The organism is Natrinema sp. DC36 (genome assembly GCF_020405225.1).
In the GTDB taxonomy this organism is placed as follows: Archaea; Halobacteriota; Halobacteria; order Halobacteriales; family Natrialbaceae; genus Natrinema.
On sequence record NZ_CP084472.1, the window covers coordinates 2004794 to 2022950 of the forward strand.

Consider the following 18157-nt stretch of genomic DNA (forward strand, 5'->3'; position numbering starts at 1 on the left):
CCATCACCATCTGTCCGTCGTCGACGAGGCCCACTGCAATCAAAAAGGGCTGAATCCGCCCGGGACTATACCCAAAAAGGCACGAATCCTCTTTTTCGAGGGTGTTATTGCCGGGATATGCTGGTGGTGAATTCGGTCTCGAAGTCTCTGTGACGCGCGCGATCGAGTCCCATCTCTGGCAAGTGACGTGTGCGTGTGACGCGTCACTGTGACGTGTGACTTGTGCAATAAGTCTATATAGCGGCGGTACGGGCGTTGTATCGATGTCTGATCAAGATGAAGTGTCCGAGTTTGGTGCGCATGCCGTTGATCCGGGGATCGGTAGCGACGACGATCAAGAGCACAGTACCAGGCCCAACAACGATGAGGACGGAGACGAATTTGAGCCGGAATTTCGTCGGATGACGCGTGAGGAAGTGATGGCGGTCGGCAACAGAGACGAGGACGGCGAGGAGTAAGGCCCGACCCACCCCACTCACAACGAGGGGTGTGTCGATTCCTTCTGAACTGCCTGTCGGGCTAGCCGAACCGGCTATCACACGACCGCTACGGGTCAGTATCGGCGCAATCGAATATGTTTAAAGTGGATCAATAAGTACAGAGTGCAGACCTATCGTTGCGTGTCCTCGTACGTTGACCCCACGCAGACAGTGAGCGACTGTGGATCTGTAAACAACACGAGTTCGTCATGGGTGTTTAGCTCACCGTCGAGACTGAACGTGATCGGATCACTACCGAGTCCTCGAATCTCTAGTTGGCTCGTCCGGACGTGGTGTACGTGTTCAGTATCGCGGCCAAATACTCGCTGCGCAGTCGCTTCAGCCAGAGTGTCACTCGGAGGCATCTCCTCGATTAGGACGACGTCGAACAGTCCGTCCTCGACGTTGGCCTGCCCGCCACGATTGATGAATCGCCGGACATTCCCAACGAGCATACACAGCGCTTCCCCCGACCAGGTCGTTTCCTCGCCGTCCGAGATAGCAGTGAGATCGATGTGAAGTCCCTGAAATTCTGCGAATTTCTGTAGACTGGCAACGACGAACGCCAGCGAGCCGAACCGTTCTTTCAGGTCGTCTGATGTCCCCACGCTTACCTCGGCAGGTAATCCAGCAATACACGACACGACGAATGGTTCCTCTCCAGCGAACCCGACGTCGATTCGTCGTCGCTCACCGTGGTCAAGAAGGTCGAATCCCTCTTCGATGCTTGCTACCCCGATGTTCGTTGCAAAGATGTTCTCCGTTCCCGTCGGAATCACACCGAGGGTTACCTTCCCGAGAGCAGATGCCTCTACGAGGCCACGGACGACCTCGTGGAGCGTCCCGTCGCCACCCGCGACAGCCAGTCGATCAACGTCGTTCACGGTAGCATCCTGCGCGAGCTGCACCGCGTGTTCTTCGTGTGTCGTTTCCTGGATCGTATAGTTCCGCTCAGCTGCGAACTGGCGAACGTCGTCAACGTGGTCTGCCGTTCCGCTCGTCGGGTTAATGATAATCCACTGGTCGCTCCCGTCTGAGGGGGTTGAGGAGCGGCTGTTCTGGTCGTCAGATGCTGGGTTTCTATTGTCAGCCATCGTCGTTCTCACTCTCGTTCCCCGCCTCTGGATCGCCGTCACGACCACCTTCCATCCTGCGGGAGAACGGCGTGGCCGAGAGGCCGTGTGCAACGAGGGAAGCGCACAACAAGAGCGATGCGACCGGCCAGATACTGTCCAGCCCGGTCTGTCGTTCAGCGAGCATCGCGTAGAAGAGCGTCGAAATCCCGATTGGGCCGAACCAGGCAGTGAACACCTGCTCCTTTCGCGTTTGGAGCGGTCGGAACCACCGAGACAAGCCCATGATGACAGGTGGTCGCCGGAGGAGTAAAATCAGCACCGCGAGGACGAGTCCACGCCACCCAAGTTCCAACCATGCCTCCCACGGTATCGCCAGGCCCACGAAGACAAACGCGGGAAGGACGAAAAACTTCGTCATCGCCTGCTGCATCTGTGCCTCTTCAGTCGGCTCCTTAGTGCCGGGCCCTATCCGGTAGGCAATGCCAGCGACGAACACCGCCAATACGCCGTCAACCCCGAGGAGACGAGCCGCACCCAGAACGACGAAGGTGAGTGCCAATGTGTACGCGAGGAAGGTTCCCTTCTCGACGATCCCGACAGATTCAGTCCACGTCAGGAGCCTCGACGACCCGTACCCGAGAATCGCGCCAAGGAGGACAGCGCCACCAATTTGCCAGCCGATCACGTTAACGAGCCACCGCGAAATGACCTCTCCCCGTGGTTGTGTCAGGACGAGTATCGGGAGCAGAACCAGGGGGTACACGGCTCCGTCGTTGGCACCCGACTCGGCGGAGATGAAGTGACGAACCCGCGCAGGCACGTACTTCTCCGCAATGTCGCCGGTGACGATGGTCGTCGCGACGATCGGATCGGTTGAGGCGACTGTGGCCCCGATGAGTATCGCCACCCAGAACGAGACGCCGAGGAGCCCCCAGACGAGGAGGCCGCTCACCGCCATCATCAGAACCATGCCGAGACCCAGGACAACCGCGAGCGACCGCCAGTTCTTCAGCGGATACCCGCTTGGAAGACGCAACGCGACGCCCATGTCCGCGACGGCGAGGGTCACCCGCGAGACCTCTTGGAGAAGACGGGTCTGGTCGCCGGCGACAGAGAGACTCAGCAGACCCAATCCTGCTGGGCCGATGAGTGCACCGAGGACGACGCCAGTCAGTGGTTCGGTCAGATACCACCGTTGCTGGAACCACTTCGTGAACAACCCCAAGAGCAAGACGACCAGGCCGAAGAGAAGGAGCCAGCTGTAGAGTCCGTTCATGGCTCACTGGGAGGCTGCATCGGTTGTTCGTCGGGGATGACCGGCCCGAGGGCCGAGCCGTCTTTGACTGACGTAATAACCGATACCTTGCCGTCTGGCTCAAGGACGAGCGCTTCGACTTCATCCATCGAACCTACGTTCTCCTTCCGAACGGCCCCCCGTAGCTCGCTCTCGGTCACGCGCTGATCACCCATTGCATCCCGCAGGAACTCCCCGCGGAAGTAGAGTAGCGCCGGGTCGTTCTTCAGCGCCCGCTCGAAGCGAGGCCACCGGGTCTGGAGCCACGCCGCAATGTATTGTAGCACAATGAGGAGTGCGAAGGCGGTGAGAGCTTCTGCGAGTGCAACAGAGTTGGCCGTGAGGGCCCGACCGAACACCGCCCCAAGCGCGACGGTCACGATGAAGTCGAAGGCGTTCATGCTCGCAATCGTTCGACTCCCCGAGAGGCGTAAGAACACGACGAGAGACGCATACATCGCAATGCCAACGACGATGACATGGAGGATCGCCTCCCAGCCGGCAAAGAAGACGTTTGCACTACTCATTGTTTTCGGATGGCCAGTTCCATGCATCGGCGGTGACGCCCCCGAGCAGTTTCCGCCGACGCTCGCTCAGGTCATCAAGGGCCCGAGCGAACTCTTCTTCCGAGACCGTGGGAACGTCTGCCTCACGGAGACGGTCTAACTCAGGTGGTGGCGGGGTATCCTCCGCGGGTTGAATACCGATGGAATTGAGCGTCTGAAGGTAGTCCTGCGCGCTCGACCGTGCCGTATTGAGGAGAGGAGTATTCGGTCGATGGGTCTCGGGAACGCCGAACCGGAGCGTCGTGAGTGCGTCATCGAAAATAGCGACGGCCCGCGCCGCGGCGTCATCTGCCTCATCGCTGTGGTAGTAGTGGAGTATCGGGTACGCCTTGTGTTGCTTGGCGAGACGACCCAGATCGGATGCCAACGTGTCGAGTGGGAGGTCAAGTTCGTTGAAGTCCTCGCCATTCCAGCCGTCTCGGACGAACGCTTCGCTTTGTGTTTCGATTCCGGTCACCGTCGAAGCGAACGAGCGCTTTTCGACGACCGCCCCAAGCACCGATATGACGTATGAGATGCCCAATGACACGAAGAGCATCCCGCTGGCCGTGGTGAGTGACGTTGCAATCTGCCAGATACCGTCTGTTGGCGTGAAGTCGCCGTTTCCCATCGTGAACATCGAGTACGCGACGAAGTACGTACGCTCTGCCCAGCTAATGGGGCCGACGTCACGCGTGTCCGCGAGTGCGTTCTCGCCGCCTGCAAAGACGAACGTCCACCCGCCCCAGATGAGTGCGACCCACATCGTGAGCGTCAACGTGAGAATGATTGGCCCGGCAAGATTGAGTAGTCGTGACTGTCGGTCGCCAAGCATCCGGAGTCCATGCCAGGCCCCTGATATCAACCGGGTGGAAAGGGGGCCTGCACCGGCGTTTGCCCAGAGCGTCGTCCAGAGAATGTCGATAAATGCCGAGATCAGCAGGAGACTCCCGAGAGCGAGAAAGAAGAGATTTTCAGCAGTCACCATTCTGAGCGAGTGTCTGCGGAAGAGAACCACTCGCCGGTACCGTCGTGGCGAGATGAACGGTCTCCGCTTGTACTGTTGACGGATGCAGTCTCCAGTGGCGACGGATAGGAACACCTACTGAGGCCCATGGTTGTCTGGATTTACGGTTCGCAGGCATTTTGAGGTTGTGGGAACCCCAACACCAATAGCAGGTCAACTGCCGCAGAAACTGTCGTGTAGCTACGAATCTAAGATACTGTGCAGACACTACTACTGATGGTTACCCCGTTCAGTTCCACCTGTAGATAACGCCGGATTCCGTATACACGGCGTCCAAGATCCCCGCGCTGTATCTTGCACGGCTCTGGAAATGTTGTATACGTGTGCGAACTGAATACAGCAGTTGTACCAAAGCGAAAAGATCGGATCGCTACTGCAACAACGAAGGAGCGTTGCCCCAACTAACTCCCTTGGCCCCAACCACGTTATGGGGCGGCCACCGTGCTATACTATCTCAGGGCATAAAACCGCGCGTTCGTAAAAGATGTGGACGAGTTTGGATCAGATATACTGCGGTAGATATGGTAACTCTACTGCCTGTATGTATCAGTCGAGCCGTGTCGTAGAAGGCAGGAAGCTGTTGCAAAGTCGAGTCTGGAAGTCCCGAAGGTGGGGTAATTATGGTCAGTGACCGGGATAGACACGTCTCTGTGTCGGAAAACTCGCTATGAGGAAGAATAGCCGACAGTCTACACCCATTGAGCTCGGGTGATCGTAGTGAAGACGGCCTACTCACTCAAGCTGTTCAGTTTCTGCATTATCTCTCTCGCCCTCTCGTTCTGTTCTTCGTATAATGTCCCCTCACGGAATCTCTCGTACTTTTCCTCAGCCTCGTTCAGTTCTTCACCCTCTAACTCATGCAGAAACTCGATATCTGGCTCTTTCTCGTACTCGATGAGGTACATCGCAATTAGGCAGAAATCAATAATTGTGTCGTGGCGACTGTCCAAGAATGGCTTGTGTGGATTCGGGGTGTCAACTTCATTCGCGTACCTGATACACGACAATTGGATGTTCTGAAGCGCGTTGAACAACGGTAAGTCTACCTCGTCTGTGGGGGCATCTGCGAGGTTATTCTCGATCTGCTCAGAGAACGCCTGGTACAGCTGCGCGTGTTCTTTTAGTTTCGCCTCATCGAGTCCACGGTGGTCAACATCTCTACTGCCGTAGGCCCGAACACACGTGTTGTGAACTGCTCTGTACCAGTTCTTTTTCTTCTCTTTGGCCTGCCTGTTGAATTCCCACCTAGACACACCAACGGCAACAAGAAGCGCAATTACGCCACCGAGAATGTTACTGGAAAGAATATTCAGGTCAACCATACTCGGGGTTGATAGCACGCAGTCTTAATGCTTCGTCCAGATCTGACTGTCCACGGCCATCAATGAATGGCTCTCTGTCCGGTGGAATTCAACGATAGAAGGCGGATTTTGGTACGTTTAGGGTTGCTTTTATATACCGTGTCACCCAACAAGTAGGAAAATGGGCGCCGGTGAGAGTAGCGAAAGCATACCAACGTCTCTGGAGACCGTACAGAAGCGAACACAGTGGATTCGAGACCGAGAAATAGCAAACACGGCGCTCAAAGATTTCCTCAGAAACCACGACAAAGACCTCCCCACAAGTGACATCGACTTAGAGGAACACGTCGCCAAAGTCCTTGACGAGGACGAATTCGATGACTTCCGGAAGCAATTCCGGTTTGGAGGAAAGCAAAGTCTGAACTTCTTCGTGTTGACAGGGATCTCGGATGAGTTCGACAACATACCCTCACAGGTTGTTAGCGAGTTCCCCCGAGCCGAAGAAGTCCAAGATCAGAAAGGTGAGCCGTTCCTCGTAGACACCGAAGAGTTCGATGACCGGCTGTACGTCATCCTTGGGCGGTATGTGTCGATGAAGACAGTCGATCCGTCCACGGGCAAGCCACAGCGCGAACTGAAGCCGGACGAGTGTGTGGCCGTGATCAACAAGAACACCGACCTGGTTCACGTGCGAACTGCCGAGGTTCCGCTAGCACGGCGCATCTGCAAGAAAATCGCATCGTCCGTCGGCATGGATTACCAGAACGAGGACGTGTTCTACAAGCCGAGCTTCGACCAGGCGTTCGTTGACGAGTTCAGCGACCGAATCGAGAAGTACGTGAACCTGAACGTCGTCGTGAGCGAAGGCAACGGTCGGACGGCTAGTTCGGTCAGGTACACCTCGAAGAAAGACGAAACCGGGGAGTACATGAACTTGCTCGAGGACGACCAAGTACAGCAAGAGCTGAATGAGGAGGACGGCGAGATCTCGAAAGGGTACGTCAAACTCAACGACGGCGACTTCGCGCTGTACCTGAATCGGCCCCAAAGTAAAATTTGGTTCAGAAGCTACGAACGGGAAGGACGACTCAACGAAATCGAGGGACTCATCGACGATGTTCTCAGAAAAAGTGGAGGATATCCCCAGCAAAAACTTCAGGGATTTGAAAACGTCCCTGAGTGAGATTCAAGCTGAACGAGGTCGGTTCACTCGTTCGGCGTTAGCGAAGCGTTCGGGGGTCGATGAGTCACAAGTACTGGTGTTCCTCAGTGAGCTGTGCGATGAGGGTGCAGTTGAGGCGAAGGTAAGGGTTCGATGCCCGTCTTGCCATCAAGAGCATGGGATGTACGCGTCTCGAAGTAGTGTTCCGAGCGAACCGAAGTACTGCTTCTGCGGCAAGGAGTTCAATCCGGGTGAGAAGACGAACTGGTCGGTTGTGTATGAGTTCGTGGAGGACGTCGATTTTTTTCTGACCTCAAGGTGGAGTTCGAAACCTTCGTAGACTCTGCAAGGGACTTGCGCCCGGATTACTTCCAGGAGAAGTTCTCCGAGCTGGAGTCAATAGATGACAGTGCGACTCGAGGACGGTATTTCGATTACTTCGTTGGACTGCTGTTCAATCAGTTACCGGACGTAGACGTGGTGATTGGCCGGGAAGTCGCAACGGGCGAGATCGACGTCTTCGTTGCATGCTTAGATGCCCCTGACTGGGTTCATCGCCTGGTAGGCGAAGCGACGTTGCTTGAGAATAAGTGGCGAGAGAGTCCAACGGGGACTGACGATATCAGCGTGTTCCACGATAAGGTGTCGATGGCGACGGCGTCGTGCAAGGTGTGTTACTTCGTTAGTATGGGCGGGTTCACGTCTGAACGGAATATGGGTGCGGAGCAGTTGATTCAGTCGAAGACTGACCCGAAGATGGTCGGGTGGGATCGTGAGGATGTGGAGGAGATGGTTCGTGAGGGGTCGCCGGAGGGGCTGTTGCGGTCGCATGTGATGTAGCTGTTCAGTTTGGGTTTCTCCTAACAGAATCCAAAACTGAACGCCGAATTCGGGCCTATATCCAGTCAAACCAGGGGGTCAAACACCCCATTTCACGGATTCCAAAGCTGACCCCACTAGTTAAGTTGTTCTAGAGACAACATATCGTATGAGCAAGCAAGAAACAGTACACCGGTACATTGACCTCACACAAGTAGACCCACTCCGCGACGCAGCACACGACCGCCCCCTCCGCTACGACAACCTCGGTCGCCGCCTGCGCGACGAACTACTCATCGTCCTCGGAATCGACCTCGGCGCGCGCGCCAACGAACTGCGTGGACTCAAGAAGTCAATGTTCCGACTCTCTGAAGGAGAGGTGACCATTCCCGGACACGTGCAGAAAGATTACCCCCACGAAGACCTCTCACCGGGGAGCGTCACGATGCGACTCGATCCGTTCGGCCACTTCGGAACCGTCCGTCTTCTCCGGTCGTACTTCAACAGTGAATGGTACCAGGAGCGAGACAGCGACTACATCTTCCCATCACGGCAGTCAGACCAAATGACGACGGAGTCAATGCGCAACGTCGTCGAAGGTCTCGCAATTCACGCAGACATCACGGTTCACCGAAGCGACGGAGAGCCAGCTGACCCGTCAGAATTCCACCCACATGCACTCAGACACTCGCTGTCGAACTATATGTTGGGTGACCCAGAAACTCGGCTTGTGGATGTGAGGAACAGACTCCGCCACCGCAGCGTATCGACGACAGAACGCGTTTACGACCACTTTCAGCGGCGCTGAATTCTACCAGAGGAACCTAACTTCAAGAAGACAGCCATAGATTCTTACCAAAAGACGACATATCAGAATGTATGGCGTCACGAACCACACCAACGCCACATCCCAGCACCGCAGGAGACCTCGGTGGCCGCGCACTTCAGGGAGCAATTTTCACCGGTCTGATGCTCCCACTGCTTCAGCACATCCTCTGGTTGATACTCATCGACGCTCCATCTACGTCGGAAGTTCTCTCACAACCACCGAATGCCTGGATGTTCATCGCCGATCTTGGAATCCTCCCGCCACTTCTGTTCATCGCTGGGATAGCACAAGCAGCAGTGGAGGCTGGTGCTGTTGGTGGTGTCGCATACGTTCTAATGGTGATTGCGGGTCAGTCACTATTCGGCCAACCACTCCTCGCAGTCTTAACGATCGTCGGCCTGGTGCTGGGTCTGTTCGTATTCCTAGCGTTGAAAGTAGCAATAAGCAGTGGGGGCCGCCGACGTAGGGGACGTGGCGGAATGTATCGCTAATAGTTGACCGACACTGCCCGTTACCTCTTCAACGGACTCTACCAGGGTAATTCGTCTTCAAGAAGGTGAGTGACCACCATTCTGGCAGTGCACGTTGGAACACTCCGCACCGGACACCAAACCGTTATGATCCGAGCATCAAACAAGCATACGTGACTGATCCTACTCCTGATAAAATCGCAGGATACGTTATTGACGCTATTCGGCACAGAGACGATATTACACATGTCTCTCGGTATGATTACGAAAATAGGCGAATTGATGTCATTGTCGAGCCAGATGACCTTAAGGACGAAGGAGTAATTATCCCGTCAGAGGTGCTCCACCAGTTATCTGACGCTGGATTTGAACCGGTTAGTGCACACTTCAGCAAACAGAGTAAACGTCCCCCCGAAACCCGCGTGATGAGCTTCGACCGCCCTGAAGATTAAACGAACCACCGAGTTAGCCGTGCCACACCGCGAAGAATTCACCTTGAAGTTCCTCGCATAACCATTCGTCGCTCGGCCCCCTAACTGCGTCCTCGTCGCAACCATCGCGCTCGCACGTCTGTCCTTACAGTGGAAGGGCTATTCCTCGAGTCGTTGCTGTTGGTGTTCTTCCCATTTCTCATCTATATTTCTCGGGCCATTGAGGTGCATTTCAGACATATGACTCACTTCATACGATCCCTTGTTATCTTCAATAATCATCGTATGTTGAACAGTCGCAACATCATGCTCAACGAGCGATCCAACATTCTCCTCGGGCCTGATTTTCAATTGAGGTTTGTACACAATATTCTGACTCGGTTCGATTTCTTCCGGAAGTCTGCGTCTCTCTCTTGTGATTTCAGCTGGAGGATCACTTGTCTCCTCCCCGTTTTCTTTTCGCAACGAAAGCAATTGGTGATCAATCGAGTGAATGTACGCGCCTTTCTCGCCCGTGTTAGAAAGTCGGAGATAATCTCGTCCTTTCCAATATGCTTTATCGTCCAGTGCTACTCTCCCACCTCCAAACCCACCCTTCTTCGATGGGGCCTCGGCTGATTGCAGTTTGACACTGGATCGGTGTTCCCGTAGATGACCCCACCAAAGAGTGAATGCGCTAACGATGAGAATGAGAAGACTAATAAAAAGGTTGAGACCGGACGTACCGAACCCTTCGACAGGCATTATTGCCACTACAGATTCGTTGAGTCCTAAACTGTTCGGTTCTCAAACACTCATTCTAGTCCTACCGTATTAGCACTCGCTGTAACAGTTAGAAAGAAATACTTCTCGTCTAATGTTGGTCGCAACCCATCATGTGGCAGCCTTCGCACCCAATCTCAGTACGAATCATTGCCTTCACACGTTTCGCGGGCTCACTCATCGCACAGTTCATCCGTGACGCTCTTGAATATCTTGCACCAAAACTCACTCGTTTGCTACCGACACGAAAGACCATCCGGAGCATCCTTGTTCTCTGGTGGCGTCGATACTCAGGGTTCTCCGCGAGCGTTTTCCTCGCAGTTCTTCCTGCCCTCACGTATATCCTCATCGAGGAATACACCGCTTTCTCTAGAATTCGAACCGAACGATCGTGGTGGGGTAACTTCTTCGTTGACCTTGCCGAGATCGCTACCGTCATTCTTATTGTAGCGTTTTTCGCAGTGTACTTCCTTCGAACATTGTACTGGTTCCAAGAGACACTCCCGAAATACTGGAACCGATATACGCCGCCGCATGTTCATGAGGGAATGACCGAAAAGGCAGAAGATACTGATCGGTCAGTTGTGGACATTTTTGATGATTCAGAGTGGAGTGCATTGAAATGGTTCAGTTATGGAATCGGGTTCTTTGGTAGTTTCATTCTCTTTCTTCTCGGGCTCGAGAAGGGATTAGACACGACTGGTCTCCTTCCAGAATTTGAAGAGCATATCGTTCAGGGATTATCCGAAGATGGACTCGTGAGCTCCTTCGCACAAATGCTGAGAATGTTACCGTTGGTTGGAGAGGTCTACAGTTTCACCGGAGAACTCCCTGGGGAAACCTTCCTTGGAAAAGTTCTGTTGAACGGCACAGCAGTGTTCTTTGCCGTTGCCGTGCGAAATTGGGCGTACATGTTTGAGCACATCGACCATGTTTATCGAGACTTCAATGATGCCAGTCTGTGGCGATCATCCCGATATATTTTATACCTCCTCTTCAACGTGGTCGCGAGTTTATTCACGAGTGGAATTATTATTTTAGTTGTCGGTACTGAACTTGCGTTCGTGTAGTCCACCACAAATGGATTGCGGATCACATGTACAACCCCTGTGACCATCGGACAACCACGGTTCATGATGCAAAATTCGGATTGTCAGCCCCGCCCGGGACTATAACCAAAAAGGTACGAATCCACTTTTTGAGGATTATTTTACCGTATTTCGTTGGCCGGCGAGTACTGCGGTTCTGAGGCGATCGTCAAGCGTGCCCGAGGGACAGTGAACAGTACGTGTGTATATGAGCCGCTGGTTCAGTCGGTATTGTAGAATTTTCTGTAATGCATCTCATCTGGATGGATAATCGTACCTAGCTGTAAGTCGTCATCACAGTACTGCCCAATACGGGCATCTGAGCCCATGTGGTCTTCTATAACCTGGGTGAACCACTGCTTTCCGCGTGGATTCGGAGAGAATACAACATGGACGCCATACCCTGCACGGTGGGCGTTCATGACTTTCCGATGGAATCGTGTGGTAAACCCGCCGCACTGATGCTGTACTTCAACAACAATACCTTCTAAATCATTCCATGGAGTTTTCGCAGCAACATCGTAATCGCAACTTTTGATCGATGTGTATTCGATTTCTGCATTTTTTGTCTCGAAATTATTGGCGAGCTTAGCAAATACTGTTTGTGCGATTTCAGGATGGTGGCGGTCGTTATGACGTCCATCTCGCCAGCATGTATGCTCTGCACCTGTCAAGTGACGGTATCTGAGTGAGGTTGTGTCAAGTTTGACAGGCACGTGATTTCCCTCGTCTTGAAGGCATTTGGGACAATACAGTTTTTTGTTTGAATTGTCACTATTTGCGTGTTCGCGGGCAGTAACCACTAGACCGTCCTCTTCCACAGCGATATAGAGATCTGATTGGTCATTTGGTGTGTCGGTGTCTGATATGGCCATAGTTGGTGTTCATTAAGTGAGTACAAAAATTGTGGTGTGGATTCGACGTGTTACTGTAACTGTGACTGTGATTTGTGATGTGAGCGGTGCGTGTGAGGTCGCTGTGATCGGTGATTGTGACATGTGAATGTGATTTATAAATGTCTCTTGTGGATGTGGTCGCTAACTGTGAGCCGAGGATATCACACGGGACTATAGCGTGTATTTGTGATGGTCAGATCTTGACCACTCACAACGAGGGGTGTGCTGAGGATGATTCAACCACTCACACTGAGGGGAACTTTCACTTTTAGTGTACACTCCAAAAGGTCTTTATCCTGGGTATCCAACATCCGTCTATGACAGATACTGGGCCACGGGTTGAACTCGATCCCGAGGATCAGGAAGAACTCAAGGAGATTATTATCGAGTTCCTTTCCCAGTATGAGGCACTCTACAACTACCGCATCCAAAAGTTGATCTTTTATGGTGAGATCTACACTGCGCAGCATTTTGGAGAACGTCTGACTGATGCAAGTTTCATGCCTTATCATCATGGGCCTTATTCATTCACTGTCGAGAAAGCGCTTGACCAGCTCTTGGAAGAAGGACGTATTTGCTTGAACACACATCGGGAGGGAGAGCAGTATATGACCTCAGAAGAACATGGAAGGTTGTCCTCCAAAAAACGAACGTGGATTAAAAACATTCACAAAGATACACGACATATGTCTACTCAAGATCTGGTGGACTTTGCGAAAAGCACATGGCTTTGGAGAAATTTTGAGCGAGAGGAGCGAATTGACTTTGCGAGTTACATTGATGAGGTTGTTCCGGCAAGAAATCTTCACTGGAGTCTTGCAAAAGAAGAGGAACCAGCATCAGAGGAAGACGTGGAACGTCTTCTGTTGTAACTACTTGTTTTTCGTTTGTTAGTGGTGTGAGAAGGAACGTTTTATTACCCCATAGGATAACGATTTCTCTAGCTCTATATGACTGACAGGCATTGGACAATTAATGCCGATAAGAAGTTTCTCGACAAATATGAGAGTTTGAAACAATCGAGTGGTGGTCTATTCGATAATTTGAAGAAGACTGTCGAACGAATTAAGGATAATCCTCTTATTGGTGATCCAAAAACAGGGCAGATGAAGGGAACCCGTACGACTCATGTTGAGCATCTTATTGTTCAGTGGAAACTTGATCCAGAAATTTTACGGAAAAAGCATAAGAGTGATCTTGAAGAAGTGTACTTTCTGTCAATTACCCACCACGATAAAATGAGAAAGGGGGTAAGACAAAGCCAAAGCGTTGAAATCGAACTTCAGTGCGTTATCACTTTCTTTGAATATGATATCGGGGAGGAACTTAATTTGCTCTATAATATCGATTGTGTAGCCCTTAATGAACCACATTGGAAAAACGATGGGAAAGTTACTATCAAAGGGAAAGTCACACCAATGGATCGTGACATTCTAATGAGTCAGTTACCGGACAAAGCAGAGATTGAGTTCAGCGATTCAGGATTGATTTAGCTGATATTGGGATAGCGGTCAGATTCCGCTGTGTTGTTTGGATGGTTCTTTATCTTCAAGGGTTCGAGAATGTCCTCAAATATCAGATTGGTAGATACCCCTGTGTGTCGATAACCCTATTATTTGCAGAGGTAACCACATAAACACAATCTCTGTGCATTATGAGCACTGTTACAGGCGTTATACATCAACTCTTTCTCCTACCCTGGTAGCGAACGCCCGACGGTTTATAGAGGTAATGTGAGAGAGTAATTCTCGACTTCCGGGGCAATCGAGATGATCTGCTCACGACGTCGAAGTTCTTTACGCCGCATTTCTATTCGATCTTCGAGTTGTTCGAGACGCTCCTGTTGGCCACGGATCGCGATGTCCATATCGGAGCCAGCATCGGCTTTTCGTTCGTATTCCTCAATGAAGGACTCAATTCGCTCGCGCTCTGCCTGTGCATATTCGTCTAGGTTCTCGAGTTCGCGGGCGGTCTCCTTGTGCCGCTTGTTCCGAAGAGTATCCTTGATCTCGCCAACCCGCACACTCACGTAGCGGTCAGCAGCAGTTCGGAGTTCGTTTTGAGCGTCAAGAATCGTTCGAAGATCGTCTACGTCGGGCTTTGCTGTAACAGTGTCCCCTTCGACGATACGCTCTCCGAGGGCCTGTTGAGCGTCCTTTTGCTCGGCATCTACGAAGACTGGGATCGTTCCCTCTCGAATCACCTCGCCGGTGCCGTCCTCAAATGCCACCCGGTAGTTGTAGGTGATGCCCGGTGTGTCTACGAACGGAAGCAGTTTGAGGCCGACCTCACCGCGCTCATCCTCCAACACGCGTGCCATGAGTCGCTGGAGAACGTCAGTATCTGGAGCGAGGTACGTGATGTCCTCGTGTTCCATCGCAAAATCCCGATCGAACGTGAACGGGCCAAACGTCGCATCTTGGCCGGGTGAGCTGATCCCCTCTGGTAATTCGGCCTGATAGAGATTGGTGCCACGCTTCTGGAATTCGCCGCCGAAGGCCCCAACTGCCCGTTCAAAGAATTCGCGGATATCTCCTTCACTCCCGTAGACGTCTTCTGATTCATCGACCACTTCCTGAATCTGTCGGCGGCTCTCCGCGTCGAACGTGCTCGTGTCGACAAGACTGCGCTCGTACCACTCCTCAAGCGTCCGCTGACGCTCCTCGATCAGTTCTTCGAGTTCCACTTTGGTCGCACTCGGTGGTTCGTCATTCTCGATTGACTCCATAATGATCGAGTCTACGTCGATGTCGTCGAGTATGCCGAGCACGTCCGCCGTGTTTCCGAGCTGAGAGCGAATCTCTTCGACCTTGGTTTGGAGCATCTCGAAGATCTCGCTTTCGCGAGTGTCGTCGAATAGGAAGTTCCAGACTTTGACTTCCTTGTCCTGTCCGTAGCGGTGGATTCGTCCGATTCGCTGTTCGAGACGGTTCGGATTCCACGGCAACTCGTAGTTCGCCATGATGTGGCAGCTGTGCTGGAGGTCGATCCCTTCACTCGCGGCGTCGGTCGCGAACAGAAGGCGCGACTGGCCGTGATTGAACTCGTCTTCGATCCGTGCGCGCTCTTCCTTGTCGACATCCCCGTGAATTACGAGAATCTCGTCGGCCCACGGCTCATCCTGTACGAACTCGAGTAGGTAGTCGAGCGTATCCCGGTACTCCGTGAACAATAGTAGCTTCTCGTCCGGCTGTTCCTCGAGGAGTTGGGAGATGAATCTCCTCACCTTCTGCGCCTTGGAGTCGACCGGTAAATCCTCTGCCAGTGAGACGAGATTACGAAGTGTATCTATCTCCTCTTGGAGCTGTTCGTCGTTGCTGATGACGGTTAGACCGGCAATTTCGTCTTCCGCATGTTGCTTGTCATCCTCATCTAAATCCTCTCCCTCGAGGTAGGCCCGTGCCTCCTCTGAAAGTCCATCTGTTGCCGCCTCTTCGTCAAGGAGGTCGTCCAGTCGTCGACGAAGTGTCGCGTGAATCGCACCGACGCTGCTCACCAGCCGTTTCTGCATGAGCGCCATCGCGAACCCGACTGCGGGTTCGTTCAACTTTTCCGAGCGGTTATAGATGTTCTTAACGTAGTCGGTAACTGCACGATAGAATTGGCGCTCGTCGTGGGTCATTGACACCGAAACTGAGTCGACCTCTCGGTCGGGAAAGACGCGTTCACCGTCGTCGTCGTAGATGTCGGTCTTCCCGCGACGGATCATCACACGGTCGACTGTTTCCTGGGGGAGTTCGCGATTCTCAGCGACGAGGAAGGGATCGATGTACTCAACAAGTGAGCGGAACGCCTCACCCTTCCCGTCGTGCGGCGTCGCGCTGAGGAGCAGCAACGAATCTGAGTTCCCTGTGACTGTATCAACCATCTTTGCCGTCTTGCTCGGTGAGTTACCCCGCTTTGCGGTCTTGTGTGCCTCATCAACCACGACGACATCCCAGAATGCGTCGCGGAGGGCTGGACGGAACTCGTCCTGTCGCAGGAAGGCCATACTGGTGACGAGCTGTTGCTGGTCTTGGTTCCAGATATTGGCCTCCTCACCGAGTCGTCGCCGTTCCCCTTCGACCCACGCTCGGTCTGCGACGGTGAGATCGAGGTCGAAGAACCGATCCATATCCCGAATCCATTTCTTCTGGAGATGAGCAGGGACGACGAACAGAACACGGTCGGCGCGGTTGCGAGCGGAGAGTTCCTTCAGGATGAGCCCTGCTTCGATCGTTTTCCCGAGCCCCACGTCGTCACCGATGAGCGCTCGCTGACGGAGCTTCTGCATTACCCAGTTCACGGCGTCAAGTTGATAGGGCTCAAGTCGAACGAGCGAGTTCGAGATGCTCAGGAGCTGTCCCTGCTCGTGAGCAAGTTTGAGTTTCGTCGCTTGCGTGTGGAGATCGAACCACTGCGCCGAGACCGCATCGTGGTTGGGATGAAGGGTGTCGAGTTGGTGATCGACAAGCACGTCCAATCCACTCTGATACGGCTGTACCTCGATGTCGTCGAGACAAACCGTTTTGACGCCCTCTCCGTCGATATACGCTCGCAGGTATTCGATGTCCCCGACAGTCCGAGTCCGAATGACCTCTGCGGGTGTATCATTGAGAATCACTCGCTGTCCCGGAGAAAATTGTGCAGAGCCCATCATTAACAGATAGTGATTGTAACGGTTGACACCGTCTTGAATGTTGTCGAGCAGTACACAGTCGTTCTCCTATGGGTTAGCGAACGAGCGGAGGGTTCGCTCGATCTCGGATTCCACGTAGTCAATTTCCGTCGTGTACGCGTCCACGATGGCCGTATAATGCTGTGGCATCTGTCCGGCCAACTCCCGGCTCTCAAACTCTTCGGTGTAGGTCTGTAGTAACGAGCCATCAGCCGCCTCGTTGACCAGCGTCCGTTCCTCGCTTTCGACGAACTGGACAAGAATCGGCTTCATCGCTTCGTCCGGAACATCGTATGTCCGTTCCTCAGGAAGGATCGGTTCGAATAATCCGCTGGTGAGATGCGGTACCTCAACGAAGGAGTCAGGCAAATTCTCCTCGCGCTGGTTCGGCGGTGTGGCCAGTGCGTCGTAGAACAGTGGCTGTAGGTACTGCGAGTAGAAGCTTCCCCGGAACTTGTTGAGTCCACGGTTGTGCTCGCTCCATTGCTCGTGGAGTGCGACATCATTGAGGACGCCACGATCGATCAGTAGCTTGAGAAACCCAAGCCGATCGGCGAGCAGAGCCGCGAACGCGAGTTTATCGCTCTTTTCAGCTCCCGTCGGCGTATCAACTGCCGTCTGGAGGTTCGATTCGAGGCTCTGATACTCTCCATCCCCTGAGATAACCTCGAGATAGAGATCGTAGAACTCTGTGAGGCCGCCGATAGTTCGTCGAATCCCGTAGTGGTTGAACGTCTGGTAGAACCTTCCCAGAACGCCCTCAACCGTCATTTCCGAATGGAGATCTTCGGTATAGTTCACCAGCCCTCGGTCGCGAGCGATCCGCTGGACAGCAGGCGTGAGATTCTGTTCCTCTACCACGGTGGCAAGTTCCGCTCGTCCGCTGCTATCTGTCTCAATAGCATACACTCCCCAGCAGAGTCCGTCCGTTGCGATTCCGTATTCGTAGCGGCGCGAGTCAAGATACGACTCGATGTCGTTTTTCGCAGCTTCGTAGCGATTGGCGGATTTATTTTCGCCGATTACGGTCTCAGAGAGGTTGTCAATGCGGAAGTCAGGCTGTTCGTCGCTGTCGCCGACCGGGTAATACGGACGAGGCGTGTATTCGAACCCGAGCGTTTCCAAGATGGGCCAAATGAGGGCGTCCTCGACGCAGCGTTCAGGAAGTTGGCCGATGTTGGCACTCTCGAGTGTATCGCCGTGTTCGATTATCTCGTCCAGTCGATCGTCGTCCATCCGTTCGTCGAGCACCTCGAGAAAGTCGACGATATGGTCGCGAATCTCGGATATACTTTCTTCGATTTCTCGTGAGGACATATGT

At 53.3% G+C, this 18157-nt stretch carries 19 protein-coding genes; 10 read left to right on the forward strand and 9 right to left on the reverse strand.

What is annotated here, in order from left to right; translation table 11 throughout:
* Positions 1–263 precede the first annotated feature (263 nt).
* The gene (locus tag LDH74_RS10530; RefSeq protein WP_226042454.1) at positions 264–458 is read left to right on the forward strand and encodes a hypothetical protein; all 195 of its coding nucleotides are present in this window, start codon (positions 264–266) and stop codon (positions 456–458) included.
* Between the two features lie 152 nt (positions 459–610).
* Here LDH74_RS10530 and LDH74_RS10535 read toward each other — a convergent pair whose 3' ends face one another.
* The 5 genes from LDH74_RS10535 to LDH74_RS10555 form a co-directional block, all read right to left on the reverse strand.
* The gene (locus LDH74_RS10535; RefSeq protein ID WP_226042455.1) at positions 611–1573 is read right to left on the reverse strand and encodes a YegS/Rv2252/BmrU family lipid kinase; all 963 of its coding nucleotides are present in this window, start codon (positions 1571–1573) and stop codon (positions 611–613) included.
* Positions 1566–2831, reverse strand: coding sequence for a cation:proton antiporter (locus LDH74_RS10540; protein WP_226042456.1), 1266 nt, complete (start codon positions 2829–2831; stop codon positions 1566–1568). Before LDH74_RS10540 ends, LDH74_RS10535 begins: the two co-directional genes overlap by 8 nt.
* Entirely contained in the window at positions 2828–3376 is a 549-nt protein-coding gene (locus LDH74_RS10545; RefSeq protein WP_226042457.1) for a YetF domain-containing protein, read from the reverse strand. The genes LDH74_RS10540 and LDH74_RS10545 overlap by 4 nt, the downstream gene beginning before the upstream one ends.
* Complete coding sequence (locus tag LDH74_RS10550; protein ID WP_226042458.1) at positions 3369–4412, reverse strand: ion channel; 1044 nt, start codon at positions 4410–4412, stop codon at positions 3369–3371. Before LDH74_RS10550 ends, LDH74_RS10545 begins: the two co-directional genes overlap by 8 nt.
* 737 nt (positions 4413–5149) lie before the next feature.
* Complete coding sequence (locus tag LDH74_RS10555; RefSeq protein ID WP_226042459.1) at positions 5150–5743, reverse strand: hypothetical protein; 594 nt, start codon at positions 5741–5743, stop codon at positions 5150–5152.
* 160 nt (positions 5744–5903) lie between these two features.
* Here LDH74_RS10555 and LDH74_RS10560 point away from each other — a divergent pair, with 160 nt between their 5' ends.
* The 5 genes from LDH74_RS10560 to LDH74_RS10580 all read left to right on the forward strand — a co-directional run bounded on the left by LDH74_RS10560 (position 5904) and on the right by LDH74_RS10580 (position 9454).
* Positions 5904–6905 (forward strand): hypothetical protein, encoded by a 1002-nt coding sequence (locus LDH74_RS10560; protein WP_226042460.1) that lies wholly within the window; start codon positions 5904–5906, stop codon positions 6903–6905.
* 297 nt (positions 6906–7202) lie between these two features.
* Positions 7203–7724, forward strand: coding sequence for a hypothetical protein (locus LDH74_RS10565; RefSeq protein ID WP_226042461.1), 522 nt, complete (start codon positions 7203–7205; stop codon positions 7722–7724).
* 148 nt (positions 7725–7872) lie between these two features.
* Positions 7873–8511, forward strand: a complete 639-nt coding sequence (locus LDH74_RS10570) for a tyrosine-type recombinase/integrase (protein ID WP_226042462.1) — start codon at positions 7873–7875, stop codon at positions 8509–8511.
* Between the two features lie 71 nt (positions 8512–8582).
* Positions 8583–9023, forward strand: coding sequence for a hypothetical protein (locus tag LDH74_RS10575; RefSeq protein WP_226042463.1), 441 nt, complete (start codon positions 8583–8585; stop codon positions 9021–9023).
* Positions 9024–9175: 152 nt separating this feature from the next.
* A complete protein-coding gene (locus LDH74_RS10580) occupies positions 9176–9454 on the forward strand; it encodes a hypothetical protein (RefSeq protein ID WP_226042464.1) in 279 nt (92 codons plus the stop codon).
* A gap of 138 nt (positions 9455–9592) precedes the next feature.
* On the opposite strand, the gene LDH74_RS10585 is transcribed toward LDH74_RS10580, so the two are convergent.
* The gene (locus LDH74_RS10585) at positions 9593–10177 is read right to left on the reverse strand and encodes a hypothetical protein (RefSeq protein WP_226042465.1); all 585 of its coding nucleotides are present in this window, start codon (positions 10175–10177) and stop codon (positions 9593–9595) included.
* A gap of 131 nt (positions 10178–10308) precedes the next feature.
* Here LDH74_RS10585 and LDH74_RS10590 point away from each other — a divergent pair, with 131 nt between their 5' ends.
* Entirely contained in the window at positions 10309–11265 is a 957-nt protein-coding gene (locus LDH74_RS10590) for a hypothetical protein (RefSeq protein ID WP_226042466.1), read from the forward strand.
* 239 nt (positions 11266–11504) lie between these two features.
* On the opposite strand, the gene LDH74_RS10595 is transcribed toward LDH74_RS10590, so the two are convergent.
* On the reverse strand, positions 11505–12158 hold the full coding sequence (locus tag LDH74_RS10595; RefSeq protein WP_226042467.1) for a hypothetical protein: 654 nt from the start codon (positions 12156–12158) through the stop codon (positions 11505–11507).
* A 338-nt stretch (positions 12159–12496) separates the two neighbouring features.
* On the opposite strand from LDH74_RS10595, the gene LDH74_RS10600 reads away from it, so the two are divergent.
* Entirely contained in the window at positions 12497–13051 is a 555-nt protein-coding gene (locus tag LDH74_RS10600) for a SocA family protein (RefSeq protein WP_226042468.1), read from the forward strand.
* A gap of 78 nt (positions 13052–13129) precedes the next feature.
* Positions 13130–13672 carry a hypothetical protein gene (locus LDH74_RS10605; RefSeq protein ID WP_226042469.1) on the forward strand — a complete coding sequence of 181 codons (543 nt, stop codon included), beginning with the start codon at positions 13130–13132 and terminating at the stop codon, positions 13670–13672.
* Between the two features lie 227 nt (positions 13673–13899).
* Here LDH74_RS10605 and LDH74_RS10610 read toward each other — a convergent pair whose 3' ends face one another.
* Positions 13900–16815: a helicase-related protein gene (locus LDH74_RS10610; protein WP_345778545.1), complete on the reverse strand. Its 2916-nt coding sequence runs from the start codon at positions 16813–16815 to the stop codon at positions 13900–13902.
* A gap of 69 nt (positions 16816–16884) precedes the next feature.
* Positions 16885–17607: a hypothetical protein gene (locus LDH74_RS10615; protein WP_226042471.1), complete on the reverse strand. Its 723-nt coding sequence runs from the start codon at positions 17605–17607 to the stop codon at positions 16885–16887.
* A 6-nt stretch (positions 17608–17613) separates the two neighbouring features.
* Between LDH74_RS10615 and LDH74_RS10620 the strand changes: the two genes are divergently transcribed.
* On the forward strand, positions 17614–18147 hold the full coding sequence (locus LDH74_RS10620; protein ID WP_226042472.1) for a hypothetical protein: 534 nt from the start codon (positions 17614–17616) through the stop codon (positions 18145–18147).
* The last annotated feature ends 10 nt before the right edge of the window (positions 18148–18157 follow it).